The following is a 17,581-nucleotide window of genomic DNA, read 5'->3' on the forward strand; positions in this document are numbered from 1 at the left end:
TGATGGGTCGGCGATCAGGGGCCGGTGAGGACCTCGGGCTCGGGGGTCATCGAGATGGTAGGGATCGAGGCGGTGATCACGGTGCCGTCGGAGCGGCGGGTGCCCTCGATGTCGGAGGTGGTCAGGGCGCCATGCAGGCGGCGGCCCTGGTGGCTCAGCGGCACACGGACGGGGCTGCCCGCCGCGACGTGCACGCGCTCGTCGCGGACGGTGATCGTGGCCGAGTCGCCGGTCTCGACGCTCAGCACGACCTCCGTCTGCCTCACCTCGACGCGCACGCGCGTGCCGTGGAGGGTGATCCGGAAGGCGAGGCTCTCCCAGTCGTCGGGGAGGCGAGGGTCGAGCGTGATCCGCCCGGCGTGGTCGCGCATCCCGCCGAAGCCGTAGACGAGGGCACTCCACACGCCGCCGGTCGAGGCGACATGGATGCCGTCCGCGGTGTTGCGGTGCAGATCGGCGAGGTCGACGAAGAGCGCCGACAGGAAGTAACGGCGGGCGAGGTCGCCGTAGCCGACCTCCGCCGCGATGATCGACTGCACGACGGCCGAGAGAGTCGAGTCGCCGGTGGTCAGCGCGTCGTAGTACTCAAAGTCGGCGCGCTTCTGCTCGGCAGTGAACTCGTTGCCCTGCAGCAGCAGCGCGAGCACGACATCGGCCTGCTTCAGCACCTGGAAGCGGTAGATCACCAGCGGGTGGAAGTGCAGCAGCAGCGGGCGCTTGCTCGCCGGAGTGTTCTCGAGGTCCCACAACTCCTTCTCGAGGAAGGCCGCGTCCTGCGGGTGGATGCCCGCCCGGGCGTCGAAGGGGATGTACATCTTCTCGGCGGCGCGCGCCCACTCGAGCACCTCGCCCTCGTCGAGGGCAAGGCGGTCGGACATCCGCTCGTACGCGGCCGGCTCGACGGCCCTGAGCAGCTCGACAGCACGCGCGGCGGAGCGGAGGTTCGACCGGGCCATGACGTTCGTGTACAGGTTGTCGTTCACGACGGTCGTGTACTCGTCCGGCCCCGTCACTCCATGAATGTGGAAGTGGTCGTCGCCGTTGCTGCGCCAAAAGCCCAGGTCGGCCCACATCCGCGCGGTCTCGACCAGGATGTCGATCGCTCCGCGAGCAAGGAAGTCGTCGTCTCCGGTCGCGCCCACGTACTGCATCAGCGCATACGAGATGTCGGCGTCGATGTGATACTGCGCGGTGCCGGCGGCGTAGTACGCCGACGACTCCTGCCCGTTGATGGTGCGCCACGGGAACAGCGCGCCGCGCTGATTGAGTTCCGCCGCCCGCGAGCGGGCCGCCTCGAGCATGTTCTGGCGGAAGCGCAGAGCGTTACGGGCGACGAGAGGCGCCGTGTAGCTGAGGAACGGGAGGACGTAGACCTCGGTGTCCCAGAAGTAATGGCCGCCGTATCCGGAGCCCGAGACGCCCTTGGCCGCGACTCCGCCGCCGTCGGTGCGGGCGGTGGACTGCGCGAGCTGGAAGAGGTTCCAGCGGATGGCCTGCTGGATCGCGGGCTGGCCGTCGAGCTGCACGTCGGAGCGGGTCCAGAAGTCGTCGAGCCACTCGCGCTGCTTGGTGAACTGCTCCTCGACCGGAGTCTCACGGGCGCGGTCGAGCGTGCGATCGCAGCGGTCGGCGAGCTCGCGCACGGGCACGCCGCGGGAGGTGTGGTAGGTCAGCGTCTTGATCAGGCGCACCGGGCGGCCGACCTTGGCCTGCACGCGGTAGACGTGCTTGGCGAGGTCGTCGTCGATCTGGGACGTCTGATCCCACTCGTTCTCGGTCTCGAGCTGGTGCTCGGCGCCACACGCGACCGTCATCTGCGAGTTGGTGGTGCGGTAGCCGAGGAGGTAGCGCGTGCCGCTCACGCGCTTGAGTCGGGGCTGGAGCACCCGGTCCTCGAACGACTCCGCCTTGCGCGGGTCGAAGCCGGCGCCCTCGCTGCCGGAGGGGGCGTGGTACTCGTCCACTCCGTCCTGACGGTTAAGGATCTGGCTCGAGATGAGCACGGAGGCGTCGGCGTCGAGCATCTCGACCTCGTAATCGAGGATCGCGAGGTGCCGGTCGGTGAACGAGACCAGGCGACGCGACCGGAGCAGCACGCGCTTACCGGACGGGGTGCGCCACTCCAGCTCGCGGGTGAGCACGCCGTTCGCGAAGTCAAGGCGCCGCGAATACGCGAGGACGTCGGCCTCGCTGAGCACGAACGGCTCGTCGTCAACGTAGAGACGGACGATCTTCGCGTCGGGCACGTTCACGATGGTCTGGCCGACGCGGGCGAAACCGAACGCCTCCTCCGCGTGGCGGATCGGCCAGGTCTCGTGGAACCCGTTGATGAACGTCCCGTAGGCGTAGCCGTCGCGCCCCTCCTCCACGTTGCCGCGCAGGCCCAGGTAGCCGTTGCCGGTGGCGAACAGCGTCTCGGTGCGGCCCTGCAGCTCGGAGGCGAACTCGGTCTCGGCGAGGGCCCACTCGTCGATCGGGAAGCGGTTCCGGTCCAGCGGGTCGGCGGTGATGGGGTTCATGCGGCGTCCTCGGGGGCGGGGGCGGTGGGGAGGAAGGGGAGCAGCTCGGCCAGATCGTCCACGACCAGGTCGGCACCGTGCTCAAGCAGGGTGTCGGCGCCGACTCCGCGGTCGACACCGACGACGAGGCCGAAGCCGCCGGCCCGGCCCGCGGCGACCCCGGAGTGCGCGTCCTCGAGGACGGCGCAGTCGGCCGCCGCAAGGCCCAGGAGTTCGGCCGCGTAGAGGTAGGTGTCGGGCGCGGGCTTGCCGGCGATCGCGCGCTCGGCGGCGAGGAGTCCGTCGACGACGACCTCGAAGCGCTCGCGCAGGCCCGCGGCCTCGAGCACCGGCACGCCGTTGCGGGAGGAGGTCACCACGGCGACCTCGACGCCCGAGGCGATCGCGGCGTCGACGAAGCGGAGCGAGCCCGGGTAGGGCGCGACTCCGTTCTCGGCGAGGGTGCGGTTGAAGGCGTCGTTCTTGCGGTTGCCGAGCCCGCAGACGGTCTCGAGCGACGGGTCGTCCGCCGGCGTGCCCTCGGGCAGGGTGATGCCGCGCGAGGCGAGGAGCGCCCGGACGCCGTCGTAGCGCGGGCGGCCGTCGATGTACCGGAAGTAGTCGGCGTCGGTGTAGCCCTCGGCGACACCGCGCGAGGAGAGGTACTCCGTGAACAGCCGCGACCAGGCCTGCATGTGCACGTCGGCGGTCGGCGTCAGCACTCCGTCGAGGTCGAACAGGAGCGCGCGGACTCCGCGGAGAGCGGAGGCGTCGGGGCGCGTCAGGGATGCAATCACGGCGGGGGACCTCTGATCGGGGGCAGGCGTTCGGCGGTTCCGCCGATGACGGTCATCCGCCGCGGGACGGTCGTCCGTCGCGGACTGGACGTATCGTATACGGCCCCAGGTCACCGTATGGAACCGTTTACACGTCCGTCATCTCTGCGCCATTCACGGAGTCGATCCGCGCCGCGGCGGGGCGACGCCGCCCGAGCGGAAGCATCAGCGGGGTGCCCGAGGTCGGGTCGGTGCTGAGGCCGTCGACGACCGTCCGGTCGCCGTAGCCGAGGGTGACCCCCTCGGCCGTCAGGGTGTGCGCGGTGGTCCCAGTGAGTCTCCCGCGCTGTTGCTGCGGACGATGAGCTAGCGCCCCGAGGACGCCGGTGACCACTCCGACCGGGTAGAGCAGACCCAGCCCGGACTGCCCGACGACGTCGGCGACGAGCACAAGCAGCGCGCCGACGAGGGATGAGGAGCGAGGCGGGCCCGATCAGGCGGGCGGCGATCGGGCCGGAGAGGAAGGCCACGAGGGCGATCGGACCGGCGGCGGTCGTCGCGAAGGCGATCAGCCCGACCGCCGCGACGATCACGACGAGGCGCGTCGCGGTGACGCGGATGCCCAGGGCGGGCGCGGTGGCGGCGAGCAGGGCGAGGGTGGTGGCGCGGGGCACTGTTTCTTTTCGAGAGGCGGTGCGGGAGGCGGCCGGCGGTCCGAGTGGCCCGGGTACTAAGGGCAGCCTAACCAAAGAATGTGCAGGTTCTTAGCCGTGGGGGCGGGCCGCGGTGCGCAACCGAGGTCAGAAGGGCCTCAAGCGGCCTCAAGCGGGGCTCGGGTCTTTTCCGCCTCGGTTACGAACGTCAGGCCGTCGCGAGCTTCTCGACGGTGCGCAGGTTCCGGGTCGTCGTGGTCGAGCGGTAGGCGGAGCGGGCAAGGATCCTCGCGATGGGAGTGTCCGTGGAGGATCCGCGCGGGCAACGCCAATAGAGGACGCCGGCACCGCGGCGGATCAGCTCGACCGCCGGGTCGGGATCGCCGATCGCTGCCAGCGCAGCGTCGAGCGCCTCGTCGTCGGAGCCGAAGACGACAGAGGGGTGCGCCTCGTCGTCGATTCGCGGGAACGGGTAGGCAGCGAGCACCGCGGCGAGCGCCTCCTGCGTCACGAGCACGATCCAGGCGTCGTAGCCGAACCGCTCGGCGAGCGCCGCTTCGAGCGCGGGCTTCAGTTCGGCGGCGAGGCGATCGGAGTCGAAGGCCGCATTGCCGCTCGCCAGCACCGTCCGCACCCGCTCCCCTCCGACACCGGCGACCGTCTCGGCCAGTTCCGCGTTGCGGACGGTGCGCCCGTTGACATTCACTCCGCGCAGGAGGGCGAGAAAACGGGTCATGCGGCCGACGGTAGCGTGACGGCATGGCGCTGGGAAGCGGACGACGACCTCGGCGGACCCTCGAGGAGGAGATCCGGCTCGCGAGCGAGCGCGGACCGGGCACGAGGACGCGCGCGGAGCTGGTGCCTCCCTCCGGCCGCCGCCTGGTGCTGCCGCCCAGATCGGGCACGCTGCTGCGCGTCGATGTGGACGCACTGGTGGCGCTCGCCGCGCGCGAGGACCTGCTGGTTGCGGTGGAGCGAAGGCTCGGCGAGCACGCGGTGGCCGCGACTCCGCTGCTCTCGTGGTGGTCGGCGACCCCGTCCGTCCCGGGCGAGGAGGAGGAGCGTCGGCTCGACGCGCTCGTGCTGCGGACGGTGGAGCTCGGGGCGGGGCCGGCGGAGGACGTGGATTCGCGGCTGCGGGCGCGGGCGCGCGCGGGCGACCTGGACGCACTCGGCTCGGCGCTGGCACTTCTGGCGCGCATCCCCGACCCGCCGGCGGCGTTCCAGGATGTGGACGGTTTCCTGCGCGTGATGGTGCCGGAGTCGCCGTTCGAGCGGCGGCTCGAGGTGCTGGCGGAGGCGCGGGGCGCGGCGGGAGCACTGCTGGTGCTGCTCCGGGACTGCGCGTTCACGGCGACGCTGCCGCGGCGGCGCTCGGCAATCGCGGCGATGAGCGAGCGGGTGCGGGTGTTTGCGGAACCGGGACGACTGGACTCCGCGCGGCTGGATGTGCTGGCGGAGGCGGTGGACGCGGCGCTGGAGAAGCGGTGGACAGTGCTCTGAGGGCCCGCCTCCTCCCGCCGGTCGGCCGCGCCGGCTCGCTTCCGCCCGTCGGTTGCGTCCGGCTCGCGCGCACGCATCCGGCTCGCGAGCACGTTGGGCTCGCGCGAACACGTCCGGCTCGTAGGAACGGGCGGATCCGGCGAGCCGAGCGCGAGTCCACGAGCCGCAGTTCAGCGCCCGCGCACCCCGGATGAATACGCTGGACGGATGCCCCTCACCGGTCTCGACCTCCGCCGTTTCCCCGCCGCCCTCACCGCAGACGGCGGACCTGACTCCGCCACCGCCGCGTGGGCCACCGCGATCAACGCCGGCTTCCACGAGAAGGAGTTCACGCCCGAGAAGCTGCGCGACTGGGCCGAGCACATGGTCGCCGACCAGCGTGTGCTCACCGCCGTCGTCGACTCCTCCGCCCCCGAGGGGCTCGACGGCGAGGGCGTGCCGGTGGGCACCTACGCCGCGTTCCCCGGGGCGCTGCAGGTCGGGCGCGGGCGGGAGCTGGCGGCGCACCTGGTGTCGCAGGTGACCGTGCGGCCCACGCACCGGCGCCGCGGCATCCTGCGCGCGATGATCACGGAGGACCTGCGCCTGGCGAAGGAGGCCGGCACGCCGGTCGCCGCGCTCACGGCGAGCGAGGCATCCATCTACCGCCGGTTCGGCTTCGGCCGCTCGGCCTTCACCCGCTCGATCCGCGTCGACACCGGGCCGCGCTTCGGCCTGCAGACCGAACCCGCGGGCCGCGTCGAGGTCGTCTCGACGAGCTGGCTGCAGCCGCGCATCCCGGAGGTGTTCGCCGCGTTCCAGGCGTCGACCCCCGGCTCGCTGACGCGGCAGTCGCGCTACGAGGCGAACTCCGTCGGGACTGCGCCCGGCGAAACCACACCCGGCCTCGACGTCCGCTCGGCCGTGCACCTCGACGATGCCGGGACCCTCGACGGCTTCGTGACCTACCGCGCGGTCGGGCCGGAGGACGACCACATGCTCGAGATCGTCGACCTCGTCGCTCCGAACGCCGACGCCTACCTGGCGCTCTGGGGTTACCTGGGCGCGATCGACCTCGCCTCAGCGGTCACCTGGGACATGGCGCCTGTCGACGACCCGCTGACCTGGGCCCTCCGCGACGCGCGCGTCGTTCAGGTGCGGCATGTGGGCGACCTGATCTGGTTGCGGATCCTCGACGTCGCCGCCGCGTTCTCGGCTCGGCCGTGGACCGCGGATGAAACGGTCGTGGTTGACGTAATGGACGGGCTGGGGCTCGTCGGCGGGCGCTACCGGATCACTGCGGAGGGCGGCTCCGGCACGGTGGAGAACACGGAGGACGACGCCGAGCTGTCGCTGGACGTGGCGGACCTGGGGTCGCTGCTGCTGGGCTCGGTGCGGCCCTCGACCCTGGCGCGCGCCGGATTGGCGCGGCTCGTGGGAGATCGGGAGCGGGTGGACCGGCTGTTTGCGCCTGTCGCGACTCCGTACTGCATCTCGTTCTTCTAGGCGGCTCGGGGGCTCGGTCGTCTCGGGCGGCTCGCCAAGGCAGGCGTGCGATTCGCAGGACCGCGTGCGATTCGCAGGACATTCGTGCACAACCGGGCTTTTTCCCGTGTGGAATCCGGCGTGACGTCGAGATCCCCTGCTAATCGCACGCGGTCCTGCACATCGGACGGTGCCCCTGCACATCGGACAGTCCCCTGCGAAGCGGACAGTCCCCTGCGAATCGCGCGTCCGGCCACCCGGACTGCCAGCCTCCTCCGGGCGTCCGCGCATCCCGCGTCGGTCATGCTGGAAGATCCCGTCCCCGACACTGCCAGGAGGTCCGCGTGGGTGCATCCGTCATCGTCGATGTCATCGTCGTGCTGAGTCTCGTCGGCGCGCTCGTCGACGGACTGCGGCGCGGCCTTCTCCGCACCCTCGGTGGCCTCGCGGGCATCGTCGCCGGCGCGATCGGCGCCTCCTTCGCTGTGCCCGCTGTCTCGTCGTGGGCGGCCGGCAGCGAGTGGCGCCTGCTCGCCGTGATCGGCACCGCCGTGCTGCTGCTGGGCGTCGGCTACGCGATCGGAGCCGGGCTGGGCGCGGTCATCGGCCGCGGCGCGGACCGGGTGAAGCTCGGCCTGCTCGATCGGCTGGCGGGAGGCGTCGCCGGCGTCGCGATCACCGGCCTGGTCTGGATCGCCATCACCTCGGCCGTCTCCCTCCTCGGCGTCCCCCTCGTCACCACCTCCGTCGCTGGCTCGACCGTGGTCCGCGCGATCGACGACCTCACCCCCTCCCCCGTCCGCGCCCTCCTCGCGCAGCTTCAGTCGACCGTCGTCGATGAGGGCACCTCCTGGGTCGTCGAGGCGCTCGACGCGCCGACGCAGGCGCCCACCATCCCCACTGTGGCGACCGACGACCCGGAGGTCGCCGCCGCCACCCGCTCGGTCGTGCGCGTCTCCGGCACGGCCTGGGCCTGCGATATCGGAGTGACGGGCAGCGGCTTCGTCGTCTCGGATGACCGCGTGATCACCAACGCGCATGTGGTGGCCGGGGTCTCGGAGCCGGTCGTCGAGGCTCCGGGCGAGGCACCGCGCAGCGGCCGGGTGGTCTACCTGGACCCGGCCGCCGATCTCGCGGTGATCGCCGTGGACGGCCTGGACGCCGCTCCGCTCGTGCTCGATGACGCCGTGGCGACCGGGGATGACGCCGTCGTCGCGGGCTACCCCTTCGGTGGCCCGCTGACGCTCGGCTCCGCGGAGGTCTCCTCCGACGCGACGGTCTCGCTGATAGTCGATGGCGCGCCGACCTCGCGCGAGGTGCTGACGCTCGCCGCGGTGGTCAACCAGGGCAATTCGGGCGGTCCGCTGCTCTCGCTCGAGGGCACCGTCTCGGGCGTCGTCTTCGGCAAGGCCGCCTCGGTCGACAACGTCGGCTACGCCATCCCGCTCGCGGTGCTCTCGCCCGTAGCGGCGCAGGCTCCGTCGCTGACGGACGCGGTGGATCCGGGGGCCTGCCGCTCGACGTAAGCGGTTGAGAGCAGCAAGCGGCGGTCACCGGTCCGCGCGCTTCCACGCAGCGTAGTCGCGCGCTCAACGCACACTCAGCGCGGTACACGGCGTGCTCCTTCGGGGGATCGTCTCGCGCCCAGCCCTTCCCTTCCGAATCACTTGTGAGCTACCTTCAGGTTCATCGCTGACACAAATGCACCAGCGACCGAGCCCGAGACTCACGCCGAGGGCTGGATCCCATCCCTGACCCCGGAGGAAGAATGCGGACTCTCACAATCGGTGCGACCGAGATCTCGGACAGGGCGGGGTCGTACGTAATCGCGGAGATCGGCCATAATCATGGCGGCGACCTCGCTACAGCCAAGAGTCTCTTCGCCGCAGCAGCCCGAGCGGGCGCCTCCGCCGTCAAACTGCAAAAGAGGGACAATCGCCACCTGTTCACGAGGGAGATGCTCGACAAGCCGTACAGCGGGCGAAATAGTTACGGCACGACCTACGGTCAGCATCGAGAAGCACTCGAATTCGGCGAGGGCGAATATCGTGAACTTGCTGCTGTCGCCGCCGACCTCGGCATTGACTTCTTCACTACTGCGTTCGACGAGGCAAGTGTCGATTTCATCGTTCGCGTCGGCCTGCCCGCCATCAAGATCGCTTCAGGCGATCTGACGAACTCTCCGCTATTGGAGACCGCCGCCCGCACCGGTCTTCCCATGATCGTGAGTTCCGGTGGAGCGACTCTCTCAGACGTGGTGACAGCAGTAGGCGTCCTCGAACATGTAGGGGCACAGTTTGCACTGTTGCAATGCACCGCAACCTACCCGGCGCAGGCAGATCAGCTCAATCTGCAAGTGATCGAAACATACCGCAGGCTCTTCCCGAGCACGGTGATCGGATACTCCGGGCACGACGTCCTCAACGCCGTTCCAGTGGCAGCCTACGCACTTGGGGCAAGAATTACCGAGCGCCATTTCACGCTGGACAAAGGTGCGCCGGGCAGCGACCACCACTTCTCTCAGACACCTGCCGAGATGAAGTCCATGGTCGAGGACCTCGCAACCATCAGAGCCGCCCTCGGCTCTCCCGTGAAGCGGCAGATTCCCGAGGAAGCTCCGGCCCTTGCGAAAATGGCCAAAACGCTTGTCGTTCGAGGTAACCATCCTGCGGGTACAGTGCTCGAGCATGCGATCCTCTCAGCGAAGACATCAGGACTCTCAGGGATCCGGCCAGCGGACCTTGCCGACGTCGTGGGCCGTCGCCTGGCGCGTGATGTGGATGACGAACACGTCTTGATGCCTTCTGACCTCATCCACGCCACCCTATGACGGCAACCAAGCGAGTCGCGTTCGTCACCGGCGCATCGGGCGGCTTAGGCGGCGGCATGTGTCGAGCGCTCCTAGCTGAGGGTTGGACAGTCTTCGCCCACGTCCGAACAGAGGGGGAGGGGCGGGATCTCGTCGCATGGGGTGCGCGCGTCATCGCCGCAGACCTCACATTCCGAACGCAGGTCTCCCACCTCGTCGAACAGGTCGAGAGCGAGACAGATCGACTCGACATCATGGTCAACAATGCAGCCGGAGGCTATGGTCCTCCGAATAGTGAGCGTCAAACGACGATCGACGGCTGGGAGTCCCGCCTGGCGGTCAACGCACTCGCTCCGCTCGCGCTTCTACGAGGACTAGGCGATCGGCTCGGGCCGGGCAGTCGCGTCGTCAATGTGGCCTCCACGAACCAGGGACTCGTCGACATCTTCGACCTCCAACTCACCTCGAATTGGTCGCGGCAGAACTCCTACCGCCAGTCAAAGGCGCTCCTTCTGATCATTACGGACGTCTTCGCGCGACGATGGAAATCGCGCGGTATCACGGTGAACGCAGTCCATCCTGGAACTCGCCTTCCGACGAAGATCGTGCTGGAGAGCGGTGTCGAGCCACTGGGTTCTCTTAGGCGCGGCCTCGACGCTTGTCTGAGCGAAGTGCGCGCGGTAAATCAAGAAACTGCGATGTTCGTTCGCGCCGCGGAGAAATCGATTCGCATCACTGACCTATATCCGGACACGTCGACGTCGGATGCGCTTGTCACTCGACTAGAAAGGATGTGCGGATGATGCTGTCCGTGCGGGCATGGATATCATCGAGGTTCCTCACTTTCTTCATGACCTGGGCGGTCTTCCAGTCCTACTGGGGCCTCTGGCTGGCGCATCGTGGCTTCTCGACCTCCGAGATCGGTCTCGCAATCGGATGCTCACTGATGGCCCGCGCCGTGACAGTGGCGCTCATCTATCCGGCGGTAAATCGCCACGCAACCTTACTCCGATTGAGTCGAATCGTTCCGTGGGCCGTCACCGCAGCCGCGATACCGTACCTCTTCGTGGCCGGGCTGCCGATGCTTCTCATCATGTCGACCGCTTTCGGCCTGATCTACCCAATCATGTTGCCGCTGAACGAGACGCTTGCCACGGTCGCCGCCAAACGAGGGCTACTAGTTTACGGGCCGACGAGAGCGCTCGGATCTCTCGGTTTCATGATCGGCACCCTGGCCACGGGCTGGCTGACCTCTGCACTCGGCGCAGATGTGCTAGCCCCAACTCTCATAGGTTCATGCCTTCTGATGGCGATCGTCGGAATCGTCCAGCCTCGCGACGAAGAGGCGCTTCGCATCTGCGGCTCCGGCGCATGTGGCTTCGCAGATCTCGCACGCGACAGGACCTTCCTCCTCAGCCTGACGATTGCCGCTTTGATTCAAGGATCTCACGCCGCTTACTACAGCTTCGGAGCGATCCGAGTCGGCGAACTTGCCCCTCCTGCCGCTGTGCCCTTTCTGCTGGTACTCGCACCCGTAAGTGAGTTCGCGCTGTTCTCTCTGGCTCGAAGACGAGTCGAAGGACTCGGCGTCCGCACCCTCTTTGCGGTCGGCTCAGCCATCGCGACGACGCGTTGGCTACTTCTTGCCTTCGCGGAGAGCTGGCCACTGCTCGCCTTATCGCAGTTGCTACACGCCGGGTCCTACGCGACGACCCACCTTGCGTTCACCGTCTACGTCCGAGATCGGGTTGGTGTCGAGGTTCAGGGCGCAGCACAGGGGCTGTACGCATCGCTCGCCATGGGTCTCAGCACTGCGGTGCTCACGGTGATTGCTGGCCACATCATCGGTGCCAGCTTCGAACTAGCACTCTTCACCATGTCCGTCGTCTCTCTTGCCGGCATTCTCCTCGTCCCTCTGATCCGCACTGATCGAAAGGCCTCCACATGATGCTCGACCTCTCAGGCGCCAACACTCTCCTTGTCACCCCTTTCCACGCCGACGGCTCCTTCGATACCCGCTCTCTTCAGCGACTCATCGATCACGTTATCGCAGGCGGGGCAAAAGGCATCATTCTCCTCGGGTCGACCGGAGAATTCTTCGGTCTCTCACATGATGAGCGCCTTCAGGTCATGAGGATAGGGCTCGAACACATCAGCGGGCGTGTACCCGTGACGGTGGGCGTCGGCAGTGATGGAACCGCCGAGACGGTCCAGCTTGCCGCAGTGGCGCAGGAAGCGAAGGCCGACTGCCTGATGGTCGTTCCTCCCATCTATTTCGACAGCAGCGCCGCTGCGCAACTCGCTCACTACTCCGCCATCGCCGGTTCAACGGACCTTGATGTGATGCTGTACGACGGTTCGAACGGTATCCGCCTCAGTCCAGACGTCCTTCGCCAAGCCAACGAGCAGTCGCCCAATATCCGCTACGCGAAGATCGCGACCGCCGATCCGGGACTTTTTGCCGCCTATCGATCCGCCACACAGGCCGTGACTACGATCGTTGGAGAGGACATGATGCTCTTTCAAGGTCTACGCGGCGGTGGACGAGGTTCGGCCACGGCCATCGGTAATATCCTTCCACGCGAGATCGCCGCGCTCCATTCCGCCTTCGACAGCGGCCGCATAGAGGATGCCCTCGAGCTAGCGGTTCGCATATCGCCCGTGACCATGTTCCTCTCGGTGCCCAAGGGTGGATTCATCGCCAAATTCAAGCACATCCTCACCCTTCAGGGCATCATTGAGTCCGATTACGTACGCCCTCCTCTGCGTGCACTCACCAGGGGCGAGCGAGCAGAAATCGCTCACGACGTCTGTCCTTTGCTGACGAGATGATCTCCAACCGCGTCGATGCGATCTTGTGTGACCTCGACGACACCCTTCTCGACCACAGCCGGGCTGCCGAATCGGCGTTCCGTCTATGGGCCGCCGATCAGAACATCGAGCCGAATGGATCACACTGGCGCCACTGGCGCGACGCTGAGCGCGCCATCCCGCCGGAGCCCCACCTCGGGGTGTCCATGAGCCTGACCCGGACCCGTCGCATGACACGCTTCCTCAGGAGTGTCGCATCAGACCGGGCGGTGCCGACTACTGACGAACAGCTCGAAATGTATGACCGATACCTGGCCTACTACGAAGAGCTCTGGCAGCTTTACTCCGACGTCGTCGAATCCCTGAGTCGCCTACGCCGACGATTCCCGATAGGGATATTGACGAACGGAGCCTCTGCAATGCAACACAGAAAGATCGAGCGGACGGGAGTCGGGACGGTCGTTGACTTCATCATCGTTTCGGAGGACATCGGATTTGCAAAGCCTGCGCCGGAGGCATTCTTGATCTCCTCCGAACGTTTCGGCCTCAGTGCAGAGCGTGTTCTGTATATTGGCGACGATGTTGCCATCGACATCGACGGTGCTGCAAGCGCAGGCTTGCAGGCCGCACATCTCGTTCGCACCGGCCCGAGGAGCCCAAGCGCCCTCCGCCAGTTGACCGCTAAGCTACTCGACAGCTGAGGTCTTCGGCGAGGCCGTCTCGGCCGTCACGGCAGCGGCCCGCCCGTCAGCACGAGCGTGAGGTCGTCGAGCCGCACCGTCTCGGGGTGCACCGACTCGAGGTAAGCGGTGACCCGCGGATCGACCGGGAACCGCGCCGACCGCGCAATCGCGATGGCGACAATGCCAGCGGAGGACGGATCGGTCGTCACACGGTCCCCGAGGTAGGCACGTAGACACCGGAGGACATGCCCTGCGCAAGCACGAGGCCGCCGTCGAGCCCGCGCTCGCGCAGCACGTCGGCCACCCGCGCGATCCCGGTCGGCCGCTCCTCGGCGATGCCCGCCGAGGTGGCGATCGCGACCACGACGGAGGCGGCCAGCAGCACCGCGCCCGACCCGCGCGCGACCGGCATAGGCAGCACCATCCCGCCGCGCAGCGCCTCCGCGATACCGATGCCCGCCAGCGCACACAGCAGCCAGGCCCACGCCGTGTAGTAGTGCGGTCGCGCCGCCGCGCTGATGACCAGGTGGAACACCAGCAGGAGCAGGGTCGCGCCGCCGAAGTACAGCACCAGCGCGCGGCACCGCGGAGCGAGCAGGGCCAGCAGGGTGCCCAGGAGCAGCACGGCGAGCGCTACCGGCCCGATCCCGGCGAGCATGAACCAGAGGTTCGCCCACCACGGCGGGAAGACGTACGCAAAGCCGACGACCTCGATCAGGTGTCCGTCGGCGTTGTGCTCGGACGGGAAGTCGAGCAGGTACCGGATCGCCTCGACCGGGTGCACGGGCAGGTAGGCGAGGACCCCGGTGGTCAGCTTCGAGGTGACCGACAGGGCGAGCAGCGCGCCGGCCAGCGCGATCAGCCAACCGCTCCGCCTGCTGGGCGAGGCGCGCGACCAGGTCCACGCCGCCGCCATCGCCGCGACGGCGAACAGCACCATGAACGGCTCCAGGAGGGCGAGCCGGTCAATCCGCGTGCCTGCGCCCACGGCGGTGCGCGGGAAGAGGAAAAACAGCCCGGCCGGGATCAGCGCGAGCGTCGAGCCGAGTTCGCTCCGGAACCACAGCCAGAGGAGCACACCGGTGAGGAACGCGGCCACGCTGGAGGCGATCCTGCCCGCGAGCAGCAGAGCCGCCCGCTTCACCCGGCCGATCCTAGGCGCCGATGCCCGCACCCCCGCTCGCCCGGGCCGGGGCGACGGCGCCGGGTAGGATCAATGCCGCATCCCGTCCCCCTCCCCTGGAGCCTCCAGCACATGGCAGACAGCCGCATCGCCGTTCCCGACACCACTGCGAACGCGGAGGCGACGCCCGAGCGGGAGCAGCCCTACGCGGCCCTCGGGCTCAAGCCCGACGAGTACGCGAGAATCCGCGAGATCCTCGGCCGGCGACCCACCAGCGGCGAGCTCGCGATGTACTCGGTGATGTGGAGCGAGCACTGCTCCTACAAGTCGTCCAAGATGTACCTCCGCCAGTTCGGGCAGAAGGTCTCGCCCGCGATGAAGAAGAACCTCATGGTCGGCATCGGCGAGAACGCGGGAGTGGTCGACGTCGGCGAGGGCTGGGCGGTCACCTTCAAGATCGAGAGCCACAACCACCCCAGCTACATCGAGCCGTTCCAGGGAGCGGCGACCGGAGTGGGCGGTATCGTCCGCGACATCATCTCGATGGGCGCGCGGCCGGTCGCGGTCATGGATGCGCTGCGTTTCGGTGCGATCGACGACCCGGACACCGCGCGCGTCGTGCACGGCGTCGTGGCCGGCATCTCCTTCTACGGCAACTGCCTCGGCCTGCCGAACATCGGCGGCGAGACCTACTTCGACTCCGTCTACCAGGGCAACCCGCTCGTGAACGCGCTCGCCGTCGGCGTCCTGCGCCACGAGGACCTGCACCTCGCGAACGCCCGCGGCGTCGGCAACAAGGTCGTGCTCTTCGGAGCGCGCACGGGAGGCGACGGCATCGGCGGCGCGTCGATCCTCGCCTCCGACACCTTCGCCGACGGCGGACCGACCAAGCGCCCCGCGGTGCAGGTCGGCGACCCGTTCGCCGAGAAGGTGCTCATCGAATGCTGCCTCGAGCTGTTCCGCAAAGACCTCGTCGAGGGCATCCAAGACCTGGGCGCCGCGGGCATCTCGTGCGCCACCTCCGAGCTGGCGTCGAACGGCGACGGCGGCATGTACATCTCGCTCGACTCCGTGCTGCTGCGCGACCCCTCGCTGACCGCCGAGGAGATTCTGATGTCGGAGTCGCAGGAGCGGATGATGGCCGTCGTGCGCCCCGAGAAGCTCGACGCGTTCCTCGAGGTTGTGAGCAAGTGGGACGTCGAGACCAGCGTTCTCGGGGAGGTCACCGACTCCGGTCGCCTCATCATCGACTGGCAGGGCGAAGAGATCGTCAACGTCGACCCGCGCACCGTCGCCGTCGACGGGCCGGTCTACGAGCGCCCGATCGCCTACCCGGCCTGGCTCGACGCGCTCCAGGCTGACTCCTCCTCCCGTCTGCCCCGCTCGAGCGAGGGTGCCGCCCTGCGCGCCGAGACCCTGGCCCTGCTGGGCTCCGCGAACCTGGCCGACAAGAGCTGGATCACCTCGCAGTACGACCGCTACGTGCTCGGCAACACGGCGTTGAGCTACCCGGACGACGGCGGCATGGTCCGCGTCGACGAGGAGTCGGGCCTGGGCTTCGCGGTCGCGACCGACGCGAACGGGCGCTGGTGCCAGCTGGACCCCGCGCAGGGCGCGCGCCTGGCGCTGGCCGAGGCGTTCCGCAATGTCGCGGTCACGGGAGCGACGCCGGTCGCCGTCTCGGACTGCCTCAACTTCGGTAGCCCCGAGAACCCGGAGGTGATGTGGCAGTTCCGCGAGGCCGTGGGCGCTCTCGCCGACGCCTGCCTGGAGCTCGAGATCCCCGTCACCGGCGGCAACGTCTCGTTCTACAACCAGACCGGCGACGTGCCGATCTTCCCGACTCCGGTCGTGGGAGTGCTCGGCGTGATCGACGACGTGGCGCGCCGCATCCCCTCCGGCTGGCAGGACGAGGGCGACAACCTCTACCTCCTCGGCACGACCCGCGACGAACTCGACGGCTCCGCGTGGGCCGGCACGGTGCACAACCACCTCGGCGGACTGCCGCCGCAGCTCGACCTGGCGGCCGAGCGGGCGCTGGCCGAGCTGATTTCGGCGGGCGCGAAGGAGTCGCTGATCGCCTCCGCCCACGACCTCGCCGACGGTGGGCTCGTGGTGGCGCTGGCCGAGTCGGCCCTGCGTTTCGGCGTCGGGGCGCGCATCTGGCTCGGCGAGCTGATGGAGCGCGACGGCGTCGACGCGACGGCCGCGCTGTTCTCGGAGTCGACGGGCCGCGTGCTCGTGTCGGTGCCGCGCGAGGACGACGTGAAGTTCCGCGGGCTCTGCGAGGGCCGGGGCTACCCGGTGCTGCGGATCGGCGTGACCGACGCGGCAACTCCCGCGGTCGAGGTGCAGGGGCTGTTCACACTGCCGCTGGACGAGCTGCGCTCGGTGAACAGCGCCGTGCTGCCGCGCTACTTCGGCTGAGCGCGTCCCGGCCCGCTCCCGCCACTCTCCAAATGTTGTCGCACTCGACGCCGAGTGCGACAACATCTGCGCTCTCGCGTCGGGCCCCAGGGGCCGCGTCCGCAGCGTCAGCCGGTCTGCGTCGGGAGGTCGCGGGGCTTGGCGTTGTGGAGGACGCGGCCGTTCTGGTCGCCGACGCCGAGGACGGTCGTCGGTCGGAGGTTGAGGGTGTCGCCGCCGAAGAGGCTCTCGATGTCGACGCCGTCCCGGCGCACCGAGTTCAGGGCCGCGAGGTAGTCGGCGCTGATGCAGAAGCGGTCCGCGATCCGCTCGCTGATGTCGCCGGCGGACACGAGATAGGAGGCGGGCGTGCCGCCGGAGGCGGTGCTCACGGTCCCGGTCGCGCCCCGGCGGCTACCGCGGTCGCGCACACGCTCGATGTCGACACCGTCGAGGGTGCCCTCGTCGAGCGTCTCGATCGAGCACTCACCCGCGGCGTCCTTAACCGGCGCGGGCGTGGTCGGGACGGTCGGTACGGGGCGCGTCGCCGACTCCGCGCTCACGGCGAGCGGCTCTGACGAGACGGAGACGTCCGATGGCGCGGCGACGGGGCTCGTCTCCCCGACGGGGTTCGGCACCTGGGACGTGCAGCCGGCCAGCAGGATTGCCGCGGCGAGGACCATCACGAGGCGCTGCGTCGTCCGGATCATTCCGTGACTCTAACTCGCACCGCACGCGCGGACAGCACCGTGCCCGAAGTCACCCCCGGACAAGCGCCACCGATTGACCTCCCCGTCGAACGCAGCCATGTCGAACACCTGTTGGACATTCGGCCCGATCAGGCGTCGACTGGGA

The 17,581-nt window shown here is 68.7% G+C and carries 15 protein-coding genes and 1 pseudogene; 9 read left to right on the top strand and 7 right to left on the bottom strand.

All coding sequences use genetic code 11. From position 1 onward, the window contains the following. Positions 1 to 14 precede the first annotated feature (14 nt). From C1O28_RS12590 to C1O28_RS12605, 4 genes and pseudogenes are all read right to left on the bottom strand, one after another. Complete coding sequence (locus C1O28_RS12590) at positions 15 to 2,519, bottom strand: glycoside hydrolase family 65 protein (RefSeq protein WP_097167091.1); 2,505 nt, start codon at positions 2,517 to 2,519, stop codon at positions 15 to 17. After that, a complete protein-coding gene (locus C1O28_RS12595; protein ID WP_258059012.1) occupies positions 2,516 to 3,292 on the bottom strand; it encodes an HAD family hydrolase in 777 nt (258 codons plus the stop codon). The genes C1O28_RS12590 and C1O28_RS12595 overlap by 4 nt, the downstream gene beginning before the upstream one ends. 291 nt (positions 3,293 to 3,583) lie before the next feature. Next, a pseudogene (locus tag C1O28_RS12600) lies at positions 3,584 to 3,912 on the bottom strand (iron chelate uptake ABC transporter family permease subunit); the annotation flags it as partial. Between the two features lie 223 nt (positions 3,913 to 4,135). Beyond that, complete coding sequence (locus C1O28_RS12605; RefSeq protein WP_097167093.1) at positions 4,136 to 4,663, bottom strand: DUF1697 domain-containing protein; 528 nt, start codon at positions 4,661 to 4,663, stop codon at positions 4,136 to 4,138. Between the two features lie 23 nt (positions 4,664 to 4,686). Here C1O28_RS12605 and C1O28_RS12610 point away from each other — a divergent pair, with 23 nt between their 5' ends. The 8 genes from C1O28_RS12610 (at position 4,687) to C1O28_RS12645 (ending at position 13,215) form a co-directional block, all read left to right on the top strand. Next, complete coding sequence (locus tag C1O28_RS12610) at positions 4,687 to 5,430, top strand: DUF2254 family protein (protein WP_097167094.1); 744 nt, start codon at positions 4,687 to 4,689, stop codon at positions 5,428 to 5,430. A gap of 207 nt (positions 5,431 to 5,637) precedes the next feature. Then, complete coding sequence (locus C1O28_RS12615) at positions 5,638 to 6,915, top strand: GNAT family N-acetyltransferase (RefSeq protein WP_097167095.1); 1,278 nt, start codon at positions 5,638 to 5,640, stop codon at positions 6,913 to 6,915. A 323-nt stretch (positions 6,916 to 7,238) separates the two neighbouring features. After that, positions 7,239 to 8,420 carry a MarP family serine protease gene (locus C1O28_RS12620; protein ID WP_097167096.1) on the top strand — a complete coding sequence of 394 codons (1,182 nt, stop codon included), beginning with the start codon at positions 7,239 to 7,241 and terminating at the stop codon, positions 8,418 to 8,420. 242 nt (positions 8,421 to 8,662) lie between these two features. Continuing rightward, the gene (locus C1O28_RS12625; protein ID WP_097167097.1) at positions 8,663 to 9,724 is read left to right on the top strand and encodes an N-acetylneuraminate synthase family protein; all 1,062 of its coding nucleotides are present in this window, start codon (positions 8,663 to 8,665) and stop codon (positions 9,722 to 9,724) included. Next, positions 9,721 to 10,506 (top strand): SDR family NAD(P)-dependent oxidoreductase, encoded by a 786-nt coding sequence (locus C1O28_RS12630; protein WP_097167098.1) that lies wholly within the window; start codon positions 9,721 to 9,723, stop codon positions 10,504 to 10,506. Before C1O28_RS12625 ends, C1O28_RS12630 begins: the two co-directional genes overlap by 4 nt. Beyond that, complete coding sequence (locus tag C1O28_RS12635) at positions 10,503 to 11,651, top strand: MFS transporter (RefSeq protein WP_097167099.1); 1,149 nt, start codon at positions 10,503 to 10,505, stop codon at positions 11,649 to 11,651. Before C1O28_RS12630 ends, C1O28_RS12635 begins: the two co-directional genes overlap by 4 nt. Continuing rightward, positions 11,648 to 12,535, top strand: coding sequence for a dihydrodipicolinate synthase family protein (locus C1O28_RS12640; protein WP_097167100.1), 888 nt, complete (start codon positions 11,648 to 11,650; stop codon positions 12,533 to 12,535). The genes C1O28_RS12635 and C1O28_RS12640 overlap by 4 nt, the downstream gene beginning before the upstream one ends. Continuing rightward, the gene (locus C1O28_RS12645; RefSeq protein ID WP_097167101.1) at positions 12,532 to 13,215 is read left to right on the top strand and encodes an HAD family hydrolase; all 684 of its coding nucleotides are present in this window, start codon (positions 12,532 to 12,534) and stop codon (positions 13,213 to 13,215) included. Before C1O28_RS12640 ends, C1O28_RS12645 begins: the two co-directional genes overlap by 4 nt. A gap of 26 nt (positions 13,216 to 13,241) precedes the next feature. Here the strand turns inward: C1O28_RS12645 and C1O28_RS15235 are convergent, their stop codons facing one another. Then, positions 13,242 to 13,406 (bottom strand): hypothetical protein, encoded by a 165-nt coding sequence (locus C1O28_RS15235; RefSeq protein ID WP_160487561.1) that lies wholly within the window; start codon positions 13,404 to 13,406, stop codon positions 13,242 to 13,244. Then, on the bottom strand, positions 13,403 to 14,341 hold the full coding sequence (locus C1O28_RS12650) for a phospholipid carrier-dependent glycosyltransferase (RefSeq protein WP_097167102.1): 939 nt from the start codon (positions 14,339 to 14,341) through the stop codon (positions 13,403 to 13,405). Before C1O28_RS12650 ends, C1O28_RS15235 begins: the two co-directional genes overlap by 4 nt. 111 nt (positions 14,342 to 14,452) lie before the next feature. On the opposite strand from C1O28_RS12650, the gene purL reads away from it, so the two are divergent. After that, positions 14,453 to 16,747, top strand: coding sequence for a phosphoribosylformylglycinamidine synthase subunit PurL (purL, locus tag C1O28_RS12655; RefSeq protein ID WP_097167103.1), 2,295 nt, complete (start codon positions 14,453 to 14,455; stop codon positions 16,745 to 16,747). Between the two features lie 107 nt (positions 16,748 to 16,854). Here purL and C1O28_RS12660 read toward each other — a convergent pair whose 3' ends face one another. Next, positions 16,855 to 17,436 (bottom strand): hypothetical protein, encoded by a 582-nt coding sequence (locus C1O28_RS12660; protein ID WP_097167104.1) that lies wholly within the window; start codon positions 17,434 to 17,436, stop codon positions 16,855 to 16,857. Between the last annotated feature and the right edge of the window lie 145 nt (positions 17,437 to 17,581).

Origin of the sequence: Rathayibacter rathayi (assembly GCF_004011095.1) — a bacterium.
GTDB lineage: Bacteria > Actinomycetota > Actinomycetes > Actinomycetales > Microbacteriaceae > Rathayibacter > Rathayibacter rathayi.

Coding starts and splice junctions, on each gene's coding strand:
- C1O28_RS12590 (WP_097167091.1), bottom strand. CDS start 2,519: ATGAACCCCATCACCGCCGACCCGCTGGACCGGAACCGCTTCCCGATC.
- C1O28_RS12605 (WP_097167093.1), bottom strand. CDS start 4,663: ATGACCCGTTTTCTCGCCCTCCTGCGCGGAGTGAATGTCAACGGGCGC.
- C1O28_RS12610 (WP_097167094.1), top strand. CDS start 4,687: ATGGCGCTGGGAAGCGGACGACGACCTCGGCGGACCCTCGAGGAGGAG.
- C1O28_RS12615 (WP_097167095.1), top strand. CDS start 5,638: ATGCCCCTCACCGGTCTCGACCTCCGCCGTTTCCCCGCCGCCCTCACC.
- C1O28_RS12625 (WP_097167097.1), top strand. CDS start 8,663: ATGCGGACTCTCACAATCGGTGCGACCGAGATCTCGGACAGGGCGGGG.
- C1O28_RS12630 (WP_097167098.1), top strand. CDS start 9,721: ATGACGGCAACCAAGCGAGTCGCGTTCGTCACCGGCGCATCGGGCGGC.
- C1O28_RS12635 (WP_097167099.1), top strand. CDS start 10,503: ATGATGCTGTCCGTGCGGGCATGGATATCATCGAGGTTCCTCACTTTC.
- C1O28_RS12640 (WP_097167100.1), top strand. CDS start 11,648: ATGATGCTCGACCTCTCAGGCGCCAACACTCTCCTTGTCACCCCTTTC.
- C1O28_RS12645 (WP_097167101.1), top strand. CDS start 12,532: ATGATCTCCAACCGCGTCGATGCGATCTTGTGTGACCTCGACGACACC.
- purL (WP_097167103.1), top strand. CDS start 14,453: ATGGCAGACAGCCGCATCGCCGTTCCCGACACCACTGCGAACGCGGAG.
- C1O28_RS12660 (WP_097167104.1), bottom strand. CDS start 17,436: ATGATCCGGACGACGCAGCGCCTCGTGATGGTCCTCGCCGCGGCAATC.